Origin of the sequence: Leuconostoc sp. S50, from assembly GCF_016624925.1 — a bacterium.
GTDB lineage: Bacteria > Bacillota > Bacilli > Lactobacillales > Lactobacillaceae > Leuconostoc > Leuconostoc pseudomesenteroides.
The window spans coordinates 1-22,511 of record NZ_JACVUE010000002.1 but is presented as its reverse complement, the minus strand read 5'-3'; the positions used below and the strand labels follow the sequence as shown (position 1 = coordinate 22,511).

The 22,511-nt window shown below is 38.0% G+C and carries 18 protein-coding genes; 16 read left to right on the top strand and 2 right to left on the bottom strand.

From position 1 onward, the window contains the following. The first annotated feature begins 160 nt into the window (after window positions 1-160). The 15 genes from IAE53_RS02660 to IAE53_RS02595 all read left to right on the top strand — a co-directional run bounded on the left by IAE53_RS02660 (window position 161) and on the right by IAE53_RS02595 (window position 16,061). Window positions 161-2,557 (top strand): KxYKxGKxW signal peptide domain-containing protein, encoded by a 2,397-nt coding sequence (locus tag IAE53_RS02660; RefSeq protein ID WP_200136053.1) that lies wholly within the window; start codon window positions 161-163, stop codon window positions 2,555-2,557. 69 nt (window positions 2,558-2,626) lie between these two features. After that, window positions 2,627-4,000, top strand: a complete 1,374-nt coding sequence (locus IAE53_RS02655) for a class II fumarate hydratase (RefSeq protein WP_200135909.1) — start codon at window positions 2,627-2,629, stop codon at window positions 3,998-4,000. Window positions 4,001-4,015: 15 nt separating this feature from the next. Continuing rightward, complete coding sequence (locus IAE53_RS02650; RefSeq protein WP_200135908.1) at window positions 4,016-5,623, top strand: malolactic enzyme; 1,608 nt, start codon at window positions 4,016-4,018, stop codon at window positions 5,621-5,623. 118 nt (window positions 5,624-5,741) lie between these two features. After that, the gene (locus tag IAE53_RS02645) at window positions 5,742-6,593 is read left to right on the top strand and encodes an NAD(P)H-binding protein (protein ID WP_147651659.1); all 852 of its coding nucleotides are present in this window, start codon (window positions 5,742-5,744) and stop codon (window positions 6,591-6,593) included. A gap of 89 nt (window positions 6,594-6,682) precedes the next feature. Next, on the top strand, window positions 6,683-7,117 hold the full coding sequence (locus tag IAE53_RS02640) for an Rrf2 family transcriptional regulator (protein ID WP_147651657.1): 435 nt from the start codon (window positions 6,683-6,685) through the stop codon (window positions 7,115-7,117). Between the two features lie 173 nt (window positions 7,118-7,290). Then, window positions 7,291-8,148 (top strand): DUF2721 domain-containing protein, encoded by an 858-nt coding sequence (locus tag IAE53_RS02635; protein ID WP_148423872.1) that lies wholly within the window; start codon window positions 7,291-7,293, stop codon window positions 8,146-8,148. 13 nt (window positions 8,149-8,161) lie between these two features. Further along, complete coding sequence (locus IAE53_RS02630) at window positions 8,162-8,332, top strand: hypothetical protein (RefSeq protein ID WP_167497536.1); 171 nt, start codon at window positions 8,162-8,164, stop codon at window positions 8,330-8,332. Then, window positions 8,328-9,635 (top strand): glycosyltransferase family 2 protein, encoded by a 1,308-nt coding sequence (locus IAE53_RS02625; protein WP_147652050.1) that lies wholly within the window; start codon window positions 8,328-8,330, stop codon window positions 9,633-9,635. Before IAE53_RS02630 ends, IAE53_RS02625 begins: the two co-directional genes overlap by 5 nt. Window positions 9,636-9,655: 20 nt before the next feature. Further along, window positions 9,656-10,804, top strand: a complete 1,149-nt coding sequence (locus IAE53_RS02620; RefSeq protein ID WP_148423871.1) for a glycosyl hydrolase family 8 — start codon at window positions 9,656-9,658, stop codon at window positions 10,802-10,804. Next, window positions 10,797-11,900 (top strand): non-hydrolyzing UDP-N-acetylglucosamine 2-epimerase, encoded by a 1,104-nt coding sequence (wecB, locus tag IAE53_RS02615; protein ID WP_200135907.1) that lies wholly within the window; start codon window positions 10,797-10,799, stop codon window positions 11,898-11,900. The genes IAE53_RS02620 and wecB overlap by 8 nt, the downstream gene beginning before the upstream one ends. 252 nt (window positions 11,901-12,152) lie before the next feature. Continuing rightward, complete coding sequence (locus tag IAE53_RS11535) at window positions 12,153-12,275, top strand: hypothetical protein (protein WP_004913832.1); 123 nt, start codon at window positions 12,153-12,155, stop codon at window positions 12,273-12,275. A gap of 145 nt (window positions 12,276-12,420) precedes the next feature. Further along, window positions 12,421-13,794, top strand: coding sequence for a sugar porter family MFS transporter (locus tag IAE53_RS02610; protein ID WP_148423869.1), 1,374 nt, complete (start codon window positions 12,421-12,423; stop codon window positions 13,792-13,794). 24 nt (window positions 13,795-13,818) lie between these two features. Then, a complete protein-coding gene (locus IAE53_RS02605; protein ID WP_188353071.1) occupies window positions 13,819-14,838 on the top strand; it encodes a polysaccharide pyruvyl transferase family protein in 1,020 nt (339 codons plus the stop codon). 69 nt (window positions 14,839-14,907) lie between these two features. Further along, complete coding sequence (locus tag IAE53_RS02600) at window positions 14,908-15,564, top strand: sugar O-acetyltransferase (RefSeq protein WP_228934291.1); 657 nt, start codon at window positions 14,908-14,910, stop codon at window positions 15,562-15,564. 23 nt (window positions 15,565-15,587) lie between these two features. Then, window positions 15,588-16,061, top strand: coding sequence for a GNAT family N-acetyltransferase (locus tag IAE53_RS02595; RefSeq protein ID WP_148423867.1), 474 nt, complete (start codon window positions 15,588-15,590; stop codon window positions 16,059-16,061). Between the two features lie 25 nt (window positions 16,062-16,086). Here the strand turns inward: IAE53_RS02595 and IAE53_RS02590 are convergent, their stop codons facing one another. Together IAE53_RS02590 and IAE53_RS02585 are read right to left on the bottom strand one after the other, a co-directional pair. Continuing rightward, entirely contained in the window at window positions 16,087-16,656 is a 570-nt protein-coding gene (locus IAE53_RS02590) for a GNAT family N-acetyltransferase (RefSeq protein WP_148423866.1), read from the bottom strand. A 107-nt stretch (window positions 16,657-16,763) separates the two neighbouring features. Then, window positions 16,764-17,294, bottom strand: a complete 531-nt coding sequence (locus tag IAE53_RS02585; RefSeq protein WP_188353070.1) for a GNAT family N-acetyltransferase — start codon at window positions 17,292-17,294, stop codon at window positions 16,764-16,766. A gap of 448 nt (window positions 17,295-17,742) precedes the next feature. Between IAE53_RS02585 and IAE53_RS02580 the strand changes: the two genes are divergently transcribed. Continuing rightward, a partial coding sequence (locus IAE53_RS02580) for a hypothetical protein (protein ID WP_200554182.1) occupies window positions 17,743-22,511 on the top strand: 4,769 nt, incomplete at its 3' end.

Genomic DNA, 22,511 nt, shown 5'->3' with positions numbered 1-22,511 from the left:
TTTATTTCCTTAAGTTAATCTATTAAACAACTACTACACTCAACGATAGCAAGTATTTGTGAATAATTGTCTATCAATCTATTGAAGAATTGATGACCGAAAATAAATATTATGGGGAGATAATACCAACTGTAATAAAGAAAAAAGGGGATTGTGAGCAATGAAGGACAAGCGACAACTATTAAGTAAAAGATTCAAGATGTTTAAGGCAGGAAAGCTATGGATCGTAGCTGGACTTTCTATCGGATTCATGGGAGGCACAGTGGTGTTAAACAGCAATATTGCCCATGCTGACACTGTGAGCAGCAATGATTGTTTGACAGTAAACAAAAATGTCAGTGATAATCCGGACTCTAATCAGTCTTTAAAACAAGACAAGGTAACTCAAAATAGTAGTTTTCAGTCTAGTGAGACGAGCGCAAACATGCCATCTCAGGGTACATCTCCGATTAGTGACGACAGCGAGATAGTAAATGACACTAGTGACACAACTAAAAACAAAATGGCTGATGAGTCGCTAACTAACGCCCAAGATACAGAAACTGGCACACAGAATAATGATGGCAATACTGAACGTGGACAAATAACTGATGCTTCGGAGCCAGATAAGTTATCAAAAACTGACGAACCTGATAAAAATGCAGCTACTGACAACTCAGAGACAACTATTGTACCTGCCCCATTAACGCCGGAACAAAAACAAGCCGTTACGACAATATCACCAAATAAGATTAATGATTATCCCATCCAAATTCAGGACTCAAATGGAAATGCGTACCGCGTTTTTTCAGATATCCAAGGATATAATGGGATGCAATTTAATTCAAATCCGGCGACTAAGCATCTATATGTCGGAATTAGCAAAGACTTGAAAAGCATTGTATTACAACAAATTAATACTAAAAACCAACTGATGAAGACATATGTCATTAACAATTCGGAAACTTCTGATCAAGGTGTAGCGCTTGATTTTGCATTTGATAATGAATTTAGATATGCAATTAATAGTCACGGTGTAATATCGTTTATATCATTACCTCATAGAATAGAGATGACGCTACCAAAACAAACTGAACAAGAAGTTCATTTTTCAGTCGACACGAAACAAAAAGATGAAAATGGAAATGAAATTTATGCCGATTTGACAGAACCAGTCATTACTCCAGCAGTAACTAAAATTGATGCTTATCATACAACTAATGTCATTGACGGCAAGCCACTTGACTTCCCAGGTTATTATTACGTTAAAACGATTGGTGCAGAAACAGGTGAGGTATCCGAACAAAGTAAAGCCTATACTGAATCACAACTAAACGATGGCTTCAATGATTTTATAAACGGTAAGATTGATACAAAAAATATCCGGCAAGATGCCCATGGTGCTTATGCATTTGCTGTTTGGCGCGTGATTCAAAATGAGAACGGCGACTCAAAATCTTATGTTGCAAACTTAAATCAACCAACCACGTCATTAGATGAAGCTGTTAGAGCCTTTAATCAAGGTAATTTCTACTGGTTAAAATCTAAAGATGGACAGAATCAATTTGATGACAATGGGCGACCATTTGTTTACCAAACTGTTGGACAAATTTACCACTACACACTCTTAGTATCTGATCCTAATGATCCTGGGTTGATCAGCGCACACAAAAATGTCGGTAATGCAAACTTTAGTTTGAGTAATAAATTTGTTCCCTCTACATTAGTACGATACGTTTATGCGCCTTATGAGCGTCCAGAGACACCAGGATTAAGTAGCTGGACAATTGTGAACACGCCAGATAATCCAGGCAATCCTGGGACGATCATTGATCCGAAGATACCAAATGATCCTAAGCAACCAGATGGGACAGATAAAGCCAGTTTGGAAAAGGTCATTACAAAGACGATTCACTATGTGGACGAACAAGGCAAGCAGTTATTAGCCGATAAGACATATCAAGTGACGTATACCCGAACAGCCACTTACCATGTGAATAACGCCGGTGAAGTGTCAGCGGTTGAATATAGCGATTGGCAAACCGATAATGATGATTTGGGAAATAATGGTGAACCAAGTATTAGTGATTATTATGTCAAGACAGCGGAACCAGACGCGATTACAGATAATCATGTTCAGTTAAACGCAGCAAACATTGAGACGAAGATTGTTTATGCTCAAGTTCAAATTAAGACAGCCGTTGATGTACCCGAGGCACATGGTTGGGCGGTTGATGTACCAGAACCAGTTTACGAGAAGACAGCTGTTGATGTACCGGAAGCACATGGTTGGGCAGTTGACGTACCAGAGCCGATCTACATTAAGACAAAAGTTGATGTACCAGATCCTGCTAAATTAACCAAAACAGAAACTAAAATTAGCAACAAAAAAATTGTCAAAAACGATTTTGAAAGGCCAACTCTTCAATCACCGATTGACCAAAACAATTTTAAGGAGCAACTACCACAAACGTCTGCAACACCTAAAAAGTCAGAAAGTTCTATAATTGCAGTAAGCATAACGCTAGTTTGTTCACTTTTGATGATGTTCAAAAAATTAAATCACAAATTTTTTTAAAAAATGAAAAAAAACGTAACATTGTTATTTAGTAAAACGGTTACAATAAAATAAAAAGGGGGATTTAGCATGGCATATCATATTGAAGAAGACGCCATTGGTCCAGTTAAGGTTCCAAATGATGTCTTGTGGGGACCACAAACACAACGGTCACACGAAAATTTTAAAATCGGTGGGCGAATGCCATATCCAGTCATTAAGGCAATTTTGCACATCAAAAAGGCAGCTGCTTTAACGAATGCTAAGCTTGGTGAATTATCACAAGCCAAAGCTGATTTGATTGTTAAGACTGTCGACGAATTATTGACGGGTAAATACCAAGATCAATTTCCATTAGTCGTTTATCAAACAGGGTCGGGCACGCAAACTAATATGAACGTGAATGAGGTCATTGCGCATCTGGCCGCTAAAATACAACCGGATTTGCCTTTACTACCAAACGATGACATCAATCATTCGCAAAGTTCAAATGATACATTTCCTACTGCAATGGCGATTGCCGCGTTCTTGGAGACTGTCAAATTGTTGCCCATTCTCAAACATGTCAAAGCAACATTTGATCAGAAAGCGCAGGACTATAAAGATGTCATTAAAATTGGTCGCACACATTTACAAGATGCAACACCGATGACTGTCGGACAAGAAATTTCTGGCTGGGCATCGGGTATCCAGCATAACATCGATTATTTAGAATTAAATTTACCAACATTGCTTGAATTGCCCATTGGGGGAACAGCGGTAGGGACAGGATTAAATACGGCGCCAGATTATGATGTTGAAGTCGTTAAAAAGCTTGCTGAACTTTACGGCGTTTCCTTTGTGAATGCACCGAATAAATTTCAAGGCATGGCTGAACATTCCGGTCTCAATATGGTTCACTCAGTCTTAAAAACGTTGAGTGCTGACCTAGTCAAAATCGGAAATGATATTCGTTTTTTGGCGTCAGGACCTCGTGCCGGATATGGTGAATTTAATATTCCAGCCAATGAGCCGGGTTCTTCTATTATGCCTGGTAAAGTAAATTCTACACAAATTGAAGCGCTAACAATGGTTGCTGCTACCGTGTTTGGACATGATGCCACAATTAACTTTGCCGCATCACAAGGTAACTTTGAAATGAACGTCTATAAGCCTGTCATCATTGCAACGTATCTTGATTCTGTGAGTCTGTTACAGGAAAGTATTCAATCATGGGACGATAAATTAGTAGCTGGGTTGACCATTAATCCAGATAGAATGAAGGCTTTAGTGTATCAGTCGTTAATGACTGTTACGGCATTATCACCGCATATTGGTTATGAAACATCAGCACATATCGCTCAAAAAGCACAAAAAGAGGGAACTACACTGCGTGAAGCGGCAATTGCTTCTGGTAAAATTACGGCCGCGGATTTTGATAAATGGGTTGTGCCAGCTGACATGACACATCCGCGTATAAAGTGAAAAGGAGATCAGGACATGACAAATATTTTAAATGATGCTTTTAAAAATAAAGGTACAGCCTTTACACAGGCAGAACGTCAACAATATCATATTGTTGGTCAATTGCCACCGGTTGTTCAGACAATTGCACAACAAGCTGCGCAGGTATACGCACAATATCAAACTAAGACATCAGATATTGAAAAACGCAAATTTTTAATGCAAATTTTTGACACGAATCGCGTGTTGTTTTACAAAGTTTTTTCGCAGCATGTTGTTGAATTTATGCCAATTGTTTACGATCCAACAATTGCTGAGTCAATCGAGAATTATTCGGAAAATTATGTTGATCCACAAGAGGCAGCATTTTTGGATGTCAACCATCCTGAAGCGATTAAAGAAACTTTACTTGGTGCAGCAAATGGCCGAGATATTAAATTAGTTGTTGTCACCGACGCTGAAGGTATTTTAGGTATTGGCGATTGGGGCGTTAACGGCGTTGATATTTCAGTCGGCAAGTTGATGGTATACACTGCTGCAGCTGGTATCAATCCAGAAAATGTGTTGCCAATTGTGATTGATGCTGGTACAAACAATCAAAAATTGCTTTACGATTCACTATACTTAGGAAATCAGCATGAACGTGTTCGTGGTTCAAAGTACGATGATTTCATTGCAAAATTTGTTGATGAAATTGAATCCGCATTTCCAAATGTTTATTTGCACTGGGAAGACTTTGGACGTTCAAATGCAGCACGTATTTTGAAACAATACCAAGATAAAATTCTAACATTTAATGATGATGTTCAAGGCACAGGCATTATCGTTTTGTCAGGTGTTTTGGGGGCAATGAAGCTGACAGGCAAAAAACTAACTGATCAAACTTATGTCACTTTTGGGGCCGGATCAGCGGGCGCTGGGATTGCAAACCAAGTTTATACTGAAATGGTTAAACAAGGATTGAGTGAAGACGAAGCCCGCAAGCACTTCTACATGGTTGATAAGCAAGGATTGTTGTTTGATGATGATGATACCTTGACGCCTGCGCAACAACCATTTGCTCGTTCGCGCTCAGAATTTACTAATGCTGACGAACTCACCAATCTCACTGCGGTGATTAAAACAATTAAGCCAACCATTTTGGTGGGCACGTCAACCCAACCAGGGACTTTCACCGAAGAAATTGTTCGTGAAATGACTAGCTATGTTGATCGACCAATTATTTTCCCATTATCTAACCCAACCAAGCTCGCTGAAGCAAGTGCACAAGATTTGATCAAATGGAGTCAAGGTAAAGCATTAATTGCAACTGGTATTCCAGCCGTTGACGTGACTTTTGAGGGTGTAACTTACCAAATCGGGCAAGGCAATAACGCTTTAGTTTATCCAGGTTTGGGATTAGGCGCGATTGCAGCACGTGCAAAAGTATTGTCGCAGGGCATGATTTCAGCAGCTGCGCACGCATTAGCTGACACTTTAACAGACGATAGTACGGCTGTTTTGCCACCTGTTTCTCATCTGGATGAATTTTCACAAATTGTTGCTGTTGCCGTAGCGCAAGTTGCCATTGATGAAGGCATCGCACAAGGCGTGACTGATGCTAAGGCAGCGGTTGCAGATTTGAAGTGGTTACCAGAATATTAGATAGATCATATTAAAGACCATTATGGTCTTTTTTTGTTTTTTAATAACTTGTTGTTCTAAAAACAACAAGTTGTGTTATAATAAATTATAAACTTTTTTATTACGAAAGGAATTTATCATGGTTAAATATGCAATTACTGCTGCTACTGGTCGATTTGGCCGCGCAGCTGTGTCACACTTACTAACGCTTGTTGATAAAAAAGACATTGTACTAATCGCGCGGAACGCAGAAAAGGCTAAACAAGCTTTCAAGGATATCGAAGTACGTGAGGCATCTTATGATAGCGAATCAGCTATGACGAAAGCGCTGTCGGGTATTGATCGGGTGTTATTTATTTCGTCGCAGCCGGGTGGAGAAGTGCCACGGTTAGTACAACATCAAAATGTTGTCAATGCTTTAGCAACTAATCATGTGTCATTTGTTGTTTATACTAGTTTTCCGCATGCTGACGAATCTGAGAATTTCTTAGCGCAAGACCACCGTGGGACGGAACAAGCCATTGTGTCGGCCAAATTATCGCACGCATTTTTGCGAAACAACTGGTATTTAGAAAATGAAACGAGTTTTTTGCAAGCTGCTGCTAGTGATGCTTCTGCTTATTATTGGGCAGACAAAAAAGTAGGGTGGGCATTAGAACGTGAATATGCAGAAGCTGCAGCGAACGTCTTAGCTAATGGTGCTGAACGAGAAATTTACGAATTATCTGGTCCTTCGATTAACTTTGCAACACTTGGTGAGACAGTTAAGAGCGCTTTCAATGCGTCATCTAGCATTCAGCAAGTTTCTGAAAGTGAGTATACGTCACAATTAGAAAAAAATGGTTTAGATCATGACACAGCACTTATGGTAACATCATTTCAAACACCCATTGATGATGGCTCATTAGCACACCCTAGTGATGACTTGCCTCAAATTTTGGGACATGATTTGACGCCTTTATCTGAAGCAGTGAAAGAGATTATCAGATAATTAGCAAGTTGTCTAGAAAAAATGACATAACAACCTGTGTTATGTCATTTTTTATGCGATACTTATTAGGAAGGAAGTGAGGTCAGCTGATGCGATTTTCATATAAATTAAGTGATGCAATACACATCTTAGCTTTCCTGGATATTTATCGGGATGGCGATTTATCTAGTAAAATGATTGCGGCCAGCATTGGTGCCAACGCTAGTGTTGTCCGAAATTTAATGAGTGAGTTACGAGAAAGTGGGTTTATTACCACAAGACAGGGCGCGGTAACACCGATGTTAGCCAAGTTACCATCAGAAATCAGTCTGTATGATGTCTATATTGCGATTAGTATTGACCATAATTTATTACATATTGATCCAAAAACTAATCCAGACTGTATTGTTGGTGGCAATATCCAACAAACACTCAATGGTATTTATTCCGAAATAGAAACGACAGCATATGATCGCATGAAGAGCGTCAACATTAGTGATGTGATAAAAGATATTTTGGTATTACAGCAACACAAAACGAAATAATATTCTAAATAAAAAACACATATTGTACCTTTGAATGCACAATATGTGTTTTTTGTTTCCTTTTTAAATAAGATTATTGACCATATATCGTATATATTATATAATGTTTTCAGTAATATATGACGCGATTAAAACTATTATATACAGATACGACGGATTGACTGGAGCATGTGATGAAACGAATAAAAATGATTAGATTTGGGACATTAACGATTTTTTTAATCGCTATGACCATAGTGAGTTTTATGCTTTTGGCCGATATGAGCACTAATAACATCACTGTTGCAATGGCGGCACTGATTCTATTGGCCGTTGCTTCAGGTCTCTTCATCCCCAGTGTTTTATTGTCTTGGATGGTGGTACTGATTTTAGCAGCAGGTATATTTACACTGACAATTGGGTATCCATTAATTTCTAATTTTACCCGAATTGTTGTGATAGCTGCATATCCAATATTAAGTTTTGTCACCATTTTAGGTCGTCATTTTATCGGTGATTTGGGCTGGATTGCAACGAATCGTGCCAACATTGAGGCTTACGTTGAACATTATGATCCAGCCGTCAACTTCCAAACCTTGCACACCGCCAGCAATACTTTTTCAAAATCAGCTGAGTTTATTCAAAAACAAAATAAATTAGAGGTTTGGATTGATGTAACGGCTGTTCAATGGTCGCATCATGAACAATATAAACAGTTTCATGCATCTGAGTATGCTGAAATACTATCAGCTATTCAAACTATTTTAAAACAAGATCGTTTGCCGGGTGAATCAATTTATTACGTTGACAATGCCACATTTTTGATTATTTCGCATACTGTGTCGGAAACCAATTTAATGCAACTGAATAATAATGTCAACGACCAATTAGCAACAATCATGGTTGACGGGTTTAAACCACAATTTAAAACGGCGACAATGCATATTAATGAAAAAAATATTGATAAATATTCTAGTTTAGATTTAGCTATGAACAAACTTTACCGTCAAATGGAGACAGACATTATCGTTGAATATATGCAAAAGCATTAACAGGAGACATGATATGATTAACTTTTTTTATTTCTTTTCAATTGCTGTGAGCATTATCTTTTTCATTATAATGTTAGTTTTATTGTACTTCATGTGGATTATTTATGATCGTGTTGAGACCACGAAAGTGAATTTGCATTTGCGCGAGTTAAAGACCAGAGGTGACTTGAATGCAAACGATTAATCAGCTATTGATGATTGTGACTTTGATGTTAATTTGGTTGTCACTGTTTATTTCGTTTGTCATGTTAAGTGGGGCAATTCATTTTTGGTTTAAAAATAGCCATCGTATTATCGAGACTCCAGCGTTGTCGCGCTATCCACTTATAACAGTTGTCGTACCTGCGCATAACGAAGAAATTGTGATTGAAAATACGACACGAGCATTGTTAGCACTTAATTATCCAAAAGATAAAGTTGAATTGTTACTATACTCAGACAATTCCACGGACCACACAGCAGATCGCATGCGTCAGGCTTTCGCCGATGAGCAGCACGCAGGACGCAACTACAAAATAATTGAGCGAACGGGTACAGGTGGTAAGGCCGGGGTTTTGAACGATTCTCTCAAAATTGCCCGCGGTGAATTTATTGCCGTTTATGATGCAGATGCCATGCCAGAAAAAAATGCATTATACTTCCTAGTTCAAAAAGCATTGGAAAATCCGGACCGGTATATGGCCGTATTCGGACGTAATAAAACTAGAAATGCTGATCAAAATTACTTAACTCGCTTCATTAATCAAGAAATTATGGTCAGCCAACGTATTCAACACATTGCTATGTGGCACATGTTTAAAATTGGTCGAATTCCAGGAACCAATTTTATTATTCAACGTGATTTTGTTGACAGCATTGGTGGTTGGAGTGACGGTGCTTTAACAGAAGACACCGATATTTCGTTTAAAATTATGCAAAGTGGTAAACTAATTGCTCTTGCATACAACTCTGAAGCCTTTCAGCAAGAACCAGAGCATCTTAAAGATTATTATTTTCAACGCCTTCGATGGGCAAAAGGTAACTATCAAGTCGTTCTTGATAACTTTAAAAATTTGTTTAACAAGAGTAATTGGCGCGTTAAGTTTGAAACATTCTACTTTACATCGACATTTTTTATCTTTAATTCGGCAGTCATTCTATCAGACATCATTTTTTTGGTTAATTTTGGATTTATGATTTGGAGTTGGTTTGATCCCAACACGCAAATGCCATTTACATTTACACAAGGCAATACGCAGATATCACAAGTGCTCGTTTTTAATTGGCTTTTGATGATTCTACTGTATATGTTACAAATCAGTATTGCTTTGGCTTCGCAATTTGGTCAGACTACGGCTAAATCAGTTCGAATTGCTTTGGCATCATATTTCACATATTCGCAACTGTTTATTATTGTTTCTGTACACGCTGTATTACAGGTTTTGATGGATAAGATATTTAAAAGAAATGGCACACGTTGGGTTAAAACAAAGCGATTTGAAGATTAATCAAGTAGGAGGTTATCAAAATGAAATCCAACAAGTATCCAGTTATATTAAGCCTTTTAATTATTTTGGCTTATATTGGTGTCCTAATTGCATTAAGAGTAAATCACGAAACAGACGTGAAATACAAAGCATATCAGGATTGGCAACATCAATTTATTGTCAAGTATAATTCAAAGCAAGACTTGATTAATACGATTAAAAACAATAAGAAACCGGTAGCTTTGTCGGAGGGACAAGGTTATGGCATGCAAATTATCGCTAAAGCGGGCCAAAAAGGTTGGGCGAAACAATCGCAATTTGAACGATTACTAGCCTATTATTTGGAAAATCGTATTACAGTAAAAACTGATAATAATAAGTCTGAAAAAACCTACTTAATGTCTTGGCAACAACAATATAACCAATCTCAAAAGTGGGTGGGTTCAGACCAATCAGCAACTGATGGCGATTTATATATTGCGCAGTCATTATTAACGGCCGCTAAAACATGGCCACAATCTGCCTCAAAGTACCGTAACTTAGCAAAAAAGATAGCTGATGATATCTTGAAATATGAATACAACCAGAAAGATAAATTTTTAACAACAGGAAGCTGGGTAACTAAATCTTCTGATTATTATCAAATCATGAGAACTTCCGATGTCATGCCGAGTGTATTTGACAATTTACACGAAGTGACCAAAGATTCAACTTGGCAGACAGTCAATACCAACATGTTGCAATATTTGTCTGATTTAAGCGCTAGGAACCAAAGCGGTTTGTTGCCGGACTTTGCGGTAGTGAGCCATTCAAAAGCAAAACCTGCTAAAGCCAATAGCGTTGCGGGTGCAAATGACGGAGATTATTCTGCCAATGCTTGTCGAGTACCGATGATGTTGGCCGATTCGTCGGATAAGCAAGCAAAAAAGGTACTGACTAAGCTCATGAATTTTTTCAAAAAACAAAGTACCATTAGCGCTGGATATACGTTAAAGGGTAACTCCTTAAATAGTCAAACGATGGCTAGTTTCAACGCACCGATTTATTATGCAGCCTCTGTTAATCACGACTATGGCTACGATATTTTATTTAAGAATCAGAAAATCATATTATCTGATTCAATGGCAGATTTGCATTATTACGACGCAACACTCACAGTTCTTTCAATCTTAGGAGGATTAAATGATTAAAGTTATGTCCGTCTTTGGCACGCGACCAGAGGCAATCAAAATGGCACCAATTGTCAAAGAAATCGAAAAGACATCTGGTATGAGCTCAATTGTTGTTGTGACTGGACAACATCGAGAAATGTTAGATCAAGTTTTGGATTTGTTTGATCTGCATGCAGACCATAATCTCGACATTATGGAAAAAAACCAAACATTGACGACGATTACAACTAAAATTTTGTCTCGCTTAGATGTGGTAATCGACCAAGAAAAACCAGATTTTGTTTTAGTCCATGGGGACACAACGTCAACAATGGCAGCTAGTTTGAGTGCGTTTTATCACCAAATACCTATTGCGCACGTCGAGGCCGGCCTAAGAACATGGGATAAATATTCGCCTTATCCTGAAGAAATGAATCGACAACTCACAGATCGTTTGTCAGATATTTATTTTGCGCCAACAACCTTGAGTGAAGAAAACCTGTTAAAAGAAGGCATTCAATCGTCTAAAATTGCTGTGACGGGTAATACTGTCATTGATGCCATGCAATATACGATTGACAAAAGCTATAACCACGATGTCTTATCCCAAATCCCATCAGATCATAAAATAATTTTATTAACGATGCATCGTCGTGAAAATCAGGGACAACCAATGGCTAATGTTTTCCAAGCTGTTAATGAACTGACGCAATTACGTCCTGATGTGGATGTGATTTACCCAGTTCATTTAAGTCCAGCCGTTCAAACCTTGGCTCATGATGTTTTTGATAATAATTCTCAAGTGCATTTAATTGATCCTCTGAATGTTGTTGATTTTCACAATCTAATGTCACGAAGCTATTTTGTGATGACTGATTCGGGTGGTGTACAAGAAGAGGCGCCTTCATTAAATAAACCAGTTTTGGTGTTACGTGATGCCACAGAGCGGCCTGAAGGGGTTGACGCGGGAACGTTGAAAGTGATTGGTACAGATAAGGCCGTTGTCTTATCCAATATGTTAGCATTACTGACTGATAATGTCCTTTATCAGAAAATGGCAATTGCCAAGAATCCATACGGCGATGGTAAAGCCAGTCAACGAATTGTGTCAATTTTACAACACTATTCGGATTGAAATTAAACCAACAGATTTACAGAGGCTCGAAAATTGTTAAACCAATTTTTGAGCCTTATTTTATTGCTTATTTAACCAAAGTGGTATTATTAATGTAATCGCTAATACAAGTGGAAGGAGACATGAGTTTTATTTGAAACACGAATTGTTTTGGTGACTTAATAAATGGCCGTGAATGCGATCACCGCTAATTATTCAGTCACCTGTTACAAGAATTATTGATTTCAAACTGGATGAATGGAGAATATTTGTATGTCTGAAGAAGAAAAAATTGATGTTAAATCACAAAACAAGAAGGATGATCCTGAGTCAACTGACAAAGAAAATGTCTTTGACCATAATCCTAAAAACGCTGATTACAAAAAGGCGGATTAAGCTTAATTCGAATAAATGAGTAACTAAGTCTTTAATTTGTTTCATACAAATGAGGCTTTTTTATAAACACTTTTTGACATCTCGCTGTTATTAAAGTGGTTAGATAGGAAAAAGCGAAAACAAATAAAGGACAGAATTGATAAGTATGCAAAACAAAACAAATAAAAAAGTTAAACTTAATTTTTTGAATTATTGTGTTTATGTTATTTCCTTAGGTGGCTTCCTATTTGGTTATGATACTGGTGTGATCAACGGTGCCTTAGCTTTTATGAGTCGGTCAGACCAACTAGATCTAACCCCATCATTACAAGGCATTGTTTCAAGTTCACTAGTGATTGGTGCCTGTATTGGTGCACTAGGGTGTGGTAAAGTAGCTGACAAATTTGGTCGTAAAAAAACGTTGCGATTGATTGCGATTATTTTTACGGTGGCAACTGTACTGTGTGCAGCGGCTATAAATTTTTGGTCTATGTCAATCTTTCGGTTTGTTCTCGGTATTGCAGTTGGTGCTGCGTCGAGTTTGTCACCAATGTATTTGGCAGAAATTTCGCCGGATAACTTACGAAGTGCAAATGTTAACAAAAATGCTATTTTTATTGTTCTTGGGCAGCTTTGTGCTTTTGTTGTTAATGCCATTTTAGGCAATATTTGGAGTGATTGGGGACCTATCTGGCGTGTGATGGTTCTATCGGCGGCCGTCCCATCTGTGATTTTATGGATTAATTCATTTCGTATTAGCGGTAGCCCCCAATGGCTATTATTCAAGCGACGTTTTAATCGCGCCAGACAGTTGTTCCGTCGTTTGGGATTTAAGAATACAAATTCACTTATTAAAAGTGAAACTGAAGCGATTGAAGAATCAGATGACCAGGAATTTAGCTGGTCGCGCGCACTGCAAAATAAAACATTACTGTACCTGTTAATTACTGGTATCGTAATAGCATTAATTCAGCAAATTTCAGGTGTTAATACGGTCATGTATTATGGCACTATTTTACTTGAAAAAGTTGGTATGGGTGAAGGGGGATCACTTTATGCAAATATCTTAATCGGTGTTGTGTCTGTGATTGCAAGTATTTTTGGTACTCGAATGATTGAAAAAACTAATCATCATCGGATATTGATTATCGGTTTAATTGGTAACGTAGTCTTTTTGGCATTGTTAGGTGCTATTCTGAAATCGACTATATTCTCTCAAACTGTCACAAATGCATTGGTATTGATTGCATTGACGCTGTTTTTGGCGAATCATCAAGGTATCGTCAGTCCTGTCACTTGGTTGTTGTTGGCGGAAATGTTTCCCGGAAAAGTTAAAGCACAATTCATGTCCGTGGCAACCGCGACAACATGGATTACTAATTTTTTCATTAGTTTGATTTATCCGCAGTTGATTGCGTGGTTAGGCACAGCGGTTGTCTTCTTTGTGTTTGCAGTAACAAACGGCATCAGCATAGTATTATCGATTCTATTTGTTAATGGTCGCAAAATGTCTCATGCTTATCAAAATGCTAAATTATAATATTTCAAAGGAGTAGTCAGTCAAATGGCAAATTTTTATGTTGATACAACCGCAGTTGTCCACGAAATTCCTGACAATGATCGGCCAAAGTTTTATATGTTTGGTGTGCCTAGTTATACTAACATGGGTGATCAAGCTGTTTCATTAGCAGAACGACGATATGTCGAAAATGAATTTCCAGAATATCAATATATTGAAATTATTGAAGAAGATGACGATTACGCTATCCCAGTCGTCCAAGAACATTTACAGCCCAAGGATATCATTGCTTTTACTGGTGGTGGTAACATGGGAAATTTGTATCATAATCATGAAGAAGCGAGACGTAAAGTCTTTTCAACTTTTGTCAATAACTTGACGATTTCATTTCCACAGTCAATCCATTTTGAAGAAAATGAGGACGGTGAGGTTGAAAAGAAAAAAAGCCAAGCAGCATATCGCATGAATCCCAATCTTGTGCTTGTTGCACGTGATGCACAAAGTTTTCATCGCATGCAAACCACTTTCGATAATCCAGTCATATTTACACCTGACATGGTGCTATATATGAATGCTGTTGATCTAAAATTCAAACGTCACGGCGCCTTGTTTGTGCTACGTCACGACTCTGAGAAAGTTGTTAAGCAAAGTACAATTGATAATATCAAAGAAATGCTTGGGACAGAACGGCCAATTGATCGTGTTGATACTGTTTTAGACGATCCACAAAAAATAACACCAGTTACGCGTGAAGCTCTCTTTGAAGCAGAACTTGAGTTGTTTTCACATCAAGAAATGATTATCACCGACCGTTGGCATGCGATGGTTTTTTCTGTATTAACAGGTACGCCGTGCTTACTATTTGGTAATAGTTATGGCAAAGGTAAGCATGCATACATTGACTGGTTAGAGCATGTGAACTGGATTGATTATACTGATGAAACTGACATTGACCGCATTAAAGAACTCATGCGTTATCTCGTAGCACAAAAACGGCATGATTATGATGTTAAAAAGGACTTCAGGCAGCTACGCGATTTGATTGAAAACTATGCAAAAAAGTAGGTTCAAATCGTTCAGTGAAGAAATGAAACGACAAGGCAATGAGCAGACGTGATGAAAGGCGATTAATTTATGAATGAAAAAGATGATATTCAATATCAACGAATGATTAGAGGCGATTTATATCATCAAGATGAAGCATTGTTTGAACTGAATATGCGTGCAAGAGATAAAATTTTTGAATATAATCAGCTCAGACATCGTGACTTAAAGAAACGTCAAGATATTTTAGAAAGTTTATTAGGTGAGACGGGTAAAAATATTTTTATCGAAATTCCGCTACAAGTTGATTATGGTTTCAATATTCACGTCGGTGACAATTTCTTTGGTAATAATAATTTGACGTTGGCTGATGCTGCACCAATTCACATTGGAGACAATGTTTTAATTGGACCTTACACAGGCATTTATACTGGTGGTCATAGCATTGATCCAGATTTAAGGACTAAGGAAGGCGCCGAGTATGCATTTCCAGTTACAATTGGTGACAATGTCTGGATTGGTGCTAATGTCACAATTACACCAGGCGTCACAATTGGTGAAAATTCAGTTATTGGCGCGGGCAGTGTCATCACAAAAGATATTCCTGCCAATGTAGTCGCTTTTGGCAATCCTGCTAAGGTTGCGCGTGAGATTAATGAAAATGATAAAACCTATTATTACAAAAAACACAAAACGCCTGAAGAGTTTCTTGATAAATTAAATCGTGGTGACTATTTTTATCGTTGAGTATGATAAAATGGTGGCATCAAATGATGAAACGGGGCACTAATACTGTGACTAACCAACCATTTTTTCAAAAATTTACAACTGCAAATAAGCAACTTTATCAACAAAATATTGATTTGAGAAATGCTGTTTTAAGGGGGCCTCTCGGCAAATTAATTACACCTGAAGAAATAGTGATTGAGCAAAATAATCAGTTTTATGGCATTACGGTCGCTGATGTGTTGGTGGCAACATTTTCAACTTACCAAAAAAATACCGCTACCGTGCGTTTAGTATCTTTTGCTGTCGATATGTCATATCAACAGCAGGGACTCGGATCACGATTGTTTCGCTGGGCACTTGATGATTTCAAAAAGCAAGGCTATCAACAAGTCAGCTTATCAGCGCGTGCCTCAGCGCATGAATTCTATTTAAAACAGGGGTTTAAAGACGTAGGGAACCCAACGACAAATCAATATCTTGGCGTAATAGACTTTGATATGCAGTATATGATTTAAACACGAAAAAAAGCAAAGAATGAAATTATTCTTTGCTTTTTTTATCGTGTTTTTCCCACTCTGAACGTAATAATGACCATTCGTTCATATCTGCAAATTTACCATTGTTGTATAAGATGTCCTCACGTTTAGTACCATCCAAATGACAGTTTAATTTTTGAGCAACGTGATTACTAGCGTCATTATTAACGTCGACATTTATAATAATTTTGCGTAGGTTGTATTCTGTGAAGCCAATTGTTAGTAAAGCTGTGACGGCACGATGCATGATGTTTTTGTGATGCCATTGATTGCCTAGCCAATAGCCGATTTCGGAATGTTGATGTGCTTTATCAATTCGATTAAAGCTGACCATACCAACTGGCTGATTACGATAACGGATCACACAATTTAAAGAATCCCCCGTGCCGAAGTGCGTTAGCGTTGTTTTTAGAAACTGTTTTTCATCATCTGCAGATCGGAGCTGATCAGCCCACGGTAACCATTGGGACAGGGTAGTACGGCTGTCTTCGACTAGCGCGTACAATGCTTCTGAATCCTGATCTGGTAAGGGCAATGATAGACTAACATCATCGTCATATTTAAAGCTGAACACAAATAAATCTCCTTAAATTAAAATTTTATTTGAAATACATAATAGATGACATTATAAACTAATAAAAGTTGCTTGTAAACTTGAAAATAAGAGGTGACGGACACTCTCTATAGTTCGTTTCTCAAAATACCGTACTTAACTGAATCATAATACTGATTATGCCAATACCTTACTTTTCTAATCACACCTTCTTTTGTCATGCCCACTTTATCACCCAATTTTTGCATACCGATGTTACCAGACCATGTTGTAAAACCAATATGTGGTAAGTAATCAAAAAGCGTAAACATTTCATTAAGCCACTGCTTTAAAGCAACGCCACCAATGCCCAACCCCCATTTATTGGCGTCATAAATCACAATACCAACTTCTAACCACTGTTTGAGTTTGCCATCATCCCAATACGCTGAAACCAATCCAACAATTTCACCGTTATAAATAATCAGTTTTACCATCGGGTTATTAATATTGGCCGGATAAAAGCGCTGATAAAAATCTTCCCAATTCAGGACTGGATCGTGGAAGTACGGACCGTTTAGGCTCATCCATTTCAAGTCAGCCGATGGACCATAGCTGATTTGCCAAAAATCTTGCAAATCTTGTGTTTCAATTGTCTTTAATGTGATTTCTGATGACATGTGCTACGCCTCGACTTATTATTTCTGTTATATATTTTACACTATTGAAGCTACATAACGGCCATTTTCGGAGAAAAAAATTGGTAAAAAAAATAACAAAAATATATTTTCACAAGTAAGCGTAATATTTATAAATAGAATTTTTAATATACAGATTTGAAATAATCGTGAAAATATTTTGAAAACAAGCGATTTAAGTTCATTTCTATTGGTAACGTTCACCAATAATAATTATATAACGAATAATAAATAATAATCTTTTTCTGAAATCTTGAAAAATAGATTAACAACTTGTTTTAACAATGCTTGATAATATCACATAGGTTTAATTGGCGTTAAATCAGTAATGTTGTTATCGATTCGATAAGGAAAGGGAGTTAGAGCGTTTATGAAAAAATTGAGGGAGAGCAAAATTTATATTCCTACGAATACTCGGGAGCATAAAAAGATGTTCAAGGCGAAGAAAAATTGGATTGTATCTGGTTTATTCGTTGTGTCATCGATTGCAGTAGGTATTGGCTTGCCAAATACAACAGTTGCCCATGCAGCTGATTTAAGTGGAGCGCAGCAAGCACAATCAACCACGGATAGTTCGAAAGTCACTGAATCGCAAAGTGCGAATCAGGTCACGTTGCCAGCCGCAACTAGTCAAGCATCATCAGCAAATCAGGATACATCATTAAATAATACAAAGACCACAACTGTCAATTCAGTTAGTGTTTCTACACAATCAAGTGATACTAATGATATTTCAGCAACTAGTAGCGCAAATTCGGCTGCCAATACGGCGACAAATACAGCTTCGAACGCTGTTTCATCAGCTAATTCTGCAATTGCAGCAGACCCTACTGCACATCCAGTAGTTGCTAGTAACGCAGGTGTTGTCGCTTCAGCAGCCAATAATCAGGGTGCTATTTCCGACGATAAAAATCAGTCTTCAGCATCACAAGCAAGTGACACATTTGAAGTACAAGGCAATATTTCTGGTAGTTCAATAACGACATCCGATTGGCAATCAAAGGGATTCAATATTTCGGTGGTCACGCCTAATAATGCAACAGTGGATCCCGTTGAAATAAAAATTGGTAGCGATGGTATTGCCACTGCAACTTTTTCTGATGGTCGAACAGTACAATTTACTTTAGATATTGTCAATAATGATCCGTCTGTGAAAGACTTGCTAACTAAAGTTGCACGGGATCAATTATTGGTCAATGCTAAACAGGCAACTATTGACAATGATGAAGTAGCTACACTGACGCAAGCGGTTAACGATTCCAAACAAGCCATATCAGATTTGAATAATGCTATTGCGGATAATCTACAGTCATTTGCCAACAGTACAAGTAAATTAAGCATTGCGACAAGCAAGCTGTCAGATGCTTCAACTGTTTATACTTTTAACCCAAATAATAACATTGGTGGCATTGCAATTAAAGATGCTACGACTACTGTCACTGCTAAAGGATCAGATGATTCTGACAGTGCTGGTGTTATGACCAAAATTATTGCTGATATTCGTCAAGGTAATTGGGCACAGGCAGCGAAAGACGCCATCACTCGCAAACACCGCTTAATCGGAGACTCATCTTACCAAAATGCACTCGATTTATTGATAGGTGGTACAACAAACGATGATGGCGCCGATGGCTATGGGTTGTTTGGTAATTTGGGTAAATCGGGTACTTGGACTGCCAGCAAAGCCAGTGGACTGAGCAAAACGGTTCAGGATTATGTTGATACTTTAAATAATTATCAAAGTCAACTGACAGCTCAACAAAATATTCTTACTAATGATCAAGCTGCATTGTCAACTTTGACGTCAGCGTTGCAATCAGATAAGACAGCACTGACTAATGCACAAGTTGCAATTTTAAAACAAATTACTGGTCCAAGTGGTATTGCAACTGTTAACTTAGGTAATGACACTGATACCGCAAAGCAATGGACTTCAGAAGCAGTTACTGCATTGCAGAGTATGTTAACTAGTGTTTCTAAAAATGCCACTGATTTGGCTAAGGGACCGACGTACAGTCAAAGTTCCAGTTTACTAAATGCGTTACTCGGCACCACAACTGGAAACTATGCGCAAGCTATTAATATATTGCCCAATTTGATTACAAAATTTGGTAGAACCTCATTAATTGGTAAAGCACTAACTCAGGCACTAACATTAGCGCAACAATATCAAAGTGGCTCTGTGTCAAGTTCAGTGACTGCCTCAGGTAAGAAGGTTGAATCAGATTCATTTTATGGTCAAGTACCCGGATTTGATTTAGACCTGACTAATTTGACTAACAAGACTAATGTTTTGATTAACTTGTTAAGTGATCCTGGCAAATATTTATCCTACGATTTTTTTGTTGAACTTAGTCAATTGAGTGATACGACATACGCTACTACGGCTCCAATTAATGTTGATCCATCTGTTTTGGTTCAAAGAGCAATTGCGACCGCAGTTCAAGAAGAAGTGGCAGCTGTCACGGATATTTCTTCGCAAATTAACAATTATGTTACTACTACAATTCCTAACTACATTGCTGGTATTGTCATGCTGTGGCAAGCATCCGGTTCTAGTTCAGGTAAGATTTCTGATCATGCAAACACAATTTCTAGTGATTTACAAGCATTAATTAATTATGCTTCATATAAAATCTATGACAGTACAGCGACACTTGCGCAAACAGTTGCCTCACAACAATTAGCATTGGCGCAGCAATTTATTACTAACGCTGGTGGTACTTCCCAAATTGTTATGGATTCAGATTTAGGAACATTGGCAGTAGTCATTCACGATCAGGACAAAATTGGTAATGCTTTGATTCAAGTGCAAATGGTTACTGATATGTTGAACGAGGTAGCGGCAGCGCAATATACAACGATTAACACGGCTAGCGAAAAAGCTAACAAAGCGTTGACACAATTGAAAAGCTATTATCATGTTTCTGACAGTGATTTAAAAGGGGATGATACCGCTGATAAAAAATTAGCTTCAATTCTCTACAAGATGCGTATTTTTTATGGCGATATCGCAGCCGCTAGTATTTTACATCCGATCGACTCTGCCACGGCAGCGCTTAATTTTGTCAATGGTAACGTCAATACAACTTTTGGTGCCTATGCTCAAATTTTGAACAGCGCGACGCAGTCTGCCACTCAAAGTATCACAGATCAAGTTTCTAAGTTTTTCAGCACAACTGATGCTGATGGGCTTGTTAAAAAGTTTAATGATATTGATCAGGGATTGATTGATGGTTTTGATGCCATTCAAGCGACTAATGCAACGGTTACACCCTCTGTCATGGCCGCAGTTTCGGTAACAGCACAGAAACCTGATGTTAGTAGCGTGCCAACTGGTACATTCGTTTCAGATAAATATACTGTGGGTGCAACAGGTACAGTAGTCGGTCAAGCGGACACTCTTGTGGCTTATCAAGCTATTGATAAAACATTGCTTCAAAAAGATATTGATGCGGTAAATGATAGTCAGTATGCTGATGAATTTACTAAAGAAGTGTCAAATGCTACTAGCATCGTCAACAATTCATCTGCTTCACAAGCGGATATAGACAATCAAGTTGCTATCCTAGAAGGTTTGACACATAGCGGAACAACAACGACTATTGACTCAGTTCATTATGTGGGTGCTGGTAACCAAACACCTGCTGATAATGTCCAAAATGTGTCTTGGGATGTCACGACTAAAATCATTGACAATACGACTGAGTATAAATTAAATTCAGGTGCTCAAACTGTTTCAACACCAATAATTGATGGTTACTATGCCGACCATTCATCAATTTCATTTACCGACTCAGCGCCTCAGGATCAGACTAAGACTGTCACCTATAATGTGGCTTACAACGGTAGTACGGATCAGTCAAATTCTACCTTTAATAGTCAGAGTATTGTGGACAGTACATCTAGTGAAGAGTCGCGTTCGATTAGCAATTCTTCTACAATGTCCACTTCAGATTCGGTAGCGACATCAAATTCAGTGTCCAATAGTGAAAGTATGACTAGCACTAGTAATCAAGGTGAATCGCAGTCGCTATCTACTATTAGTTCCTTGAGCGACAGTGCGTCATGGACCAACTCTCAATCAATTCAAAACTCAACCAGTTTGTCTAATTCATATCAGAGTTCTTCAGACGATGCTACATCTCTAGAAAATTCGCTCAGTGATTCGGCAAGCCAAACAAATGTTAATGATAAGAGTGCTTCTAATGCCGATTCTCAATTGGAATCAGAATCACTGTTTGAATCTACCTCATCTTCGATTGCGGATTCGGTGAGCCAATCTGAGTCGACAATACAATCACAATCAACAACAGATGTGAAGTCATTGTCGGAAAGTGTATCGGCCTTAAGTTCAACATCTGCTAAGAATAATGATTCAATTTCAAATAGCGTCTCAACTGTTGCTTCTAATAGTGGATCACAACATGGTAGTACTGGTGATTCACAATCAATTGCTAATTTGAATTCAGCTTCAAATAGTTCAATTACGAGCCAGAGCATATCAAATTATCACTCTGATTCGGTAAAAAATTCTCAATTTGCTAGTGAGTCCGAATCAATCGCCATTTCTGAATCAAAATCAATGCAGCTCATTAACTCAGAGTCAGCATCAATTGTTACATCAACGTCCTCTAGCTCTTCATTAAATACGTCAACAAGTATGTCCCAGGATATTTCTAATAGCCAGAGCACATTGAAAAGTGATTCAATAGCAAAGAGCGATTCGACATCAAAGAGTGAATCAATTTCGAACAGCGATTCGACATCGAAGAGTGACTCTATCTCAAACAGTGATTCGACATCAACGAGCGACTCTATCTCAAATAGCGATTCAACATCAAAGAGCGAGTCAATCTCGAACAGCGATTCGACGTCAAAGAGTGAGTCAATTTCGAACAGTGAGTCAACCTCAAAGAGTGAGTCAATTTCGAACAGCGATTCAACGTCAGAGAGTGAGTCAATTTCGAACAGTGACTCAACGTCAAAGAGTGAGTCGATCTCGAAAAGTGATTCGACATCAAAGAGTGAATCAACTTCGAACAGTGACTCAACGTCAAAGAGTGAATCAATTTCGAACAGCGATTCAACATCAAAGAGCGAGTCAATTTCGAACAGTGATTCCACGTCAAAGAGCGAGTCAATTTCGAACAGTGATTCCACATCGAAGAGCGACTCAATCTCAAATAGTGATTCGAC

Excerpts from the sequence above, each read along its gene's own strand:
- IAE53_RS02605 (WP_188353071.1), top strand. The coding sequence starts at position 13,819 with ATGGCAAATTTTTATGTTGATACAACCGCAGTTGTCCACGAAATTCCT.
- IAE53_RS02640 (WP_147651657.1), top strand. The coding sequence starts at position 6,683 with ATGCGATTTTCATATAAATTAAGTGATGCAATACACATCTTAGCTTTC.
- IAE53_RS02650 (WP_200135908.1), top strand. The coding sequence starts at position 4,016 with ATGACAAATATTTTAAATGATGCTTTTAAAAATAAAGGTACAGCCTTT.
- IAE53_RS02600 (WP_228934291.1), top strand. The coding sequence starts at position 14,908 with ATGAATGAAAAAGATGATATTCAATATCAACGAATGATTAGAGGCGAT.
- IAE53_RS02610 (WP_148423869.1), top strand. The coding sequence starts at position 12,421 with ATGCAAAACAAAACAAATAAAAAAGTTAAACTTAATTTTTTGAATTAT.
- IAE53_RS02620 (WP_148423871.1), top strand. The coding sequence starts at position 9,656 with ATGAAATCCAACAAGTATCCAGTTATATTAAGCCTTTTAATTATTTTG.
- IAE53_RS02660 (WP_200136053.1), top strand. The coding sequence starts at position 161 with ATGAAGGACAAGCGACAACTATTAAGTAAAAGATTCAAGATGTTTAAG.
- IAE53_RS02645 (WP_147651659.1), top strand. The coding sequence starts at position 5,742 with ATGGTTAAATATGCAATTACTGCTGCTACTGGTCGATTTGGCCGCGCA.
- IAE53_RS02585 (WP_188353070.1), bottom strand. The coding sequence starts at position 17,294 with ATGTCATCAGAAATCACATTAAAGACAATTGAAACACAAGATTTGCAA.
- wecB (WP_200135907.1), top strand. The coding sequence starts at position 10,797 with ATGATTAAAGTTATGTCCGTCTTTGGCACGCGACCAGAGGCAATCAAA.
- IAE53_RS02630 (WP_167497536.1), top strand. The coding sequence starts at position 8,162 with ATGATTAACTTTTTTTATTTCTTTTCAATTGCTGTGAGCATTATCTTT.
- IAE53_RS11535 (WP_004913832.1), top strand. The coding sequence starts at position 12,153 with ATGTCTGAAGAAGAAAAAATTGATGTTAAATCACAAAACAAGAAGGAT.
- IAE53_RS02635 (WP_148423872.1), top strand. The coding sequence starts at position 7,291 with ATGAAACGAATAAAAATGATTAGATTTGGGACATTAACGATTTTTTTA.
- IAE53_RS02595 (WP_148423867.1), top strand. The coding sequence starts at position 15,588 with ATGATGAAACGGGGCACTAATACTGTGACTAACCAACCATTTTTTCAA.
- IAE53_RS02655 (WP_200135909.1), top strand. The coding sequence starts at position 2,627 with ATGGCATATCATATTGAAGAAGACGCCATTGGTCCAGTTAAGGTTCCA.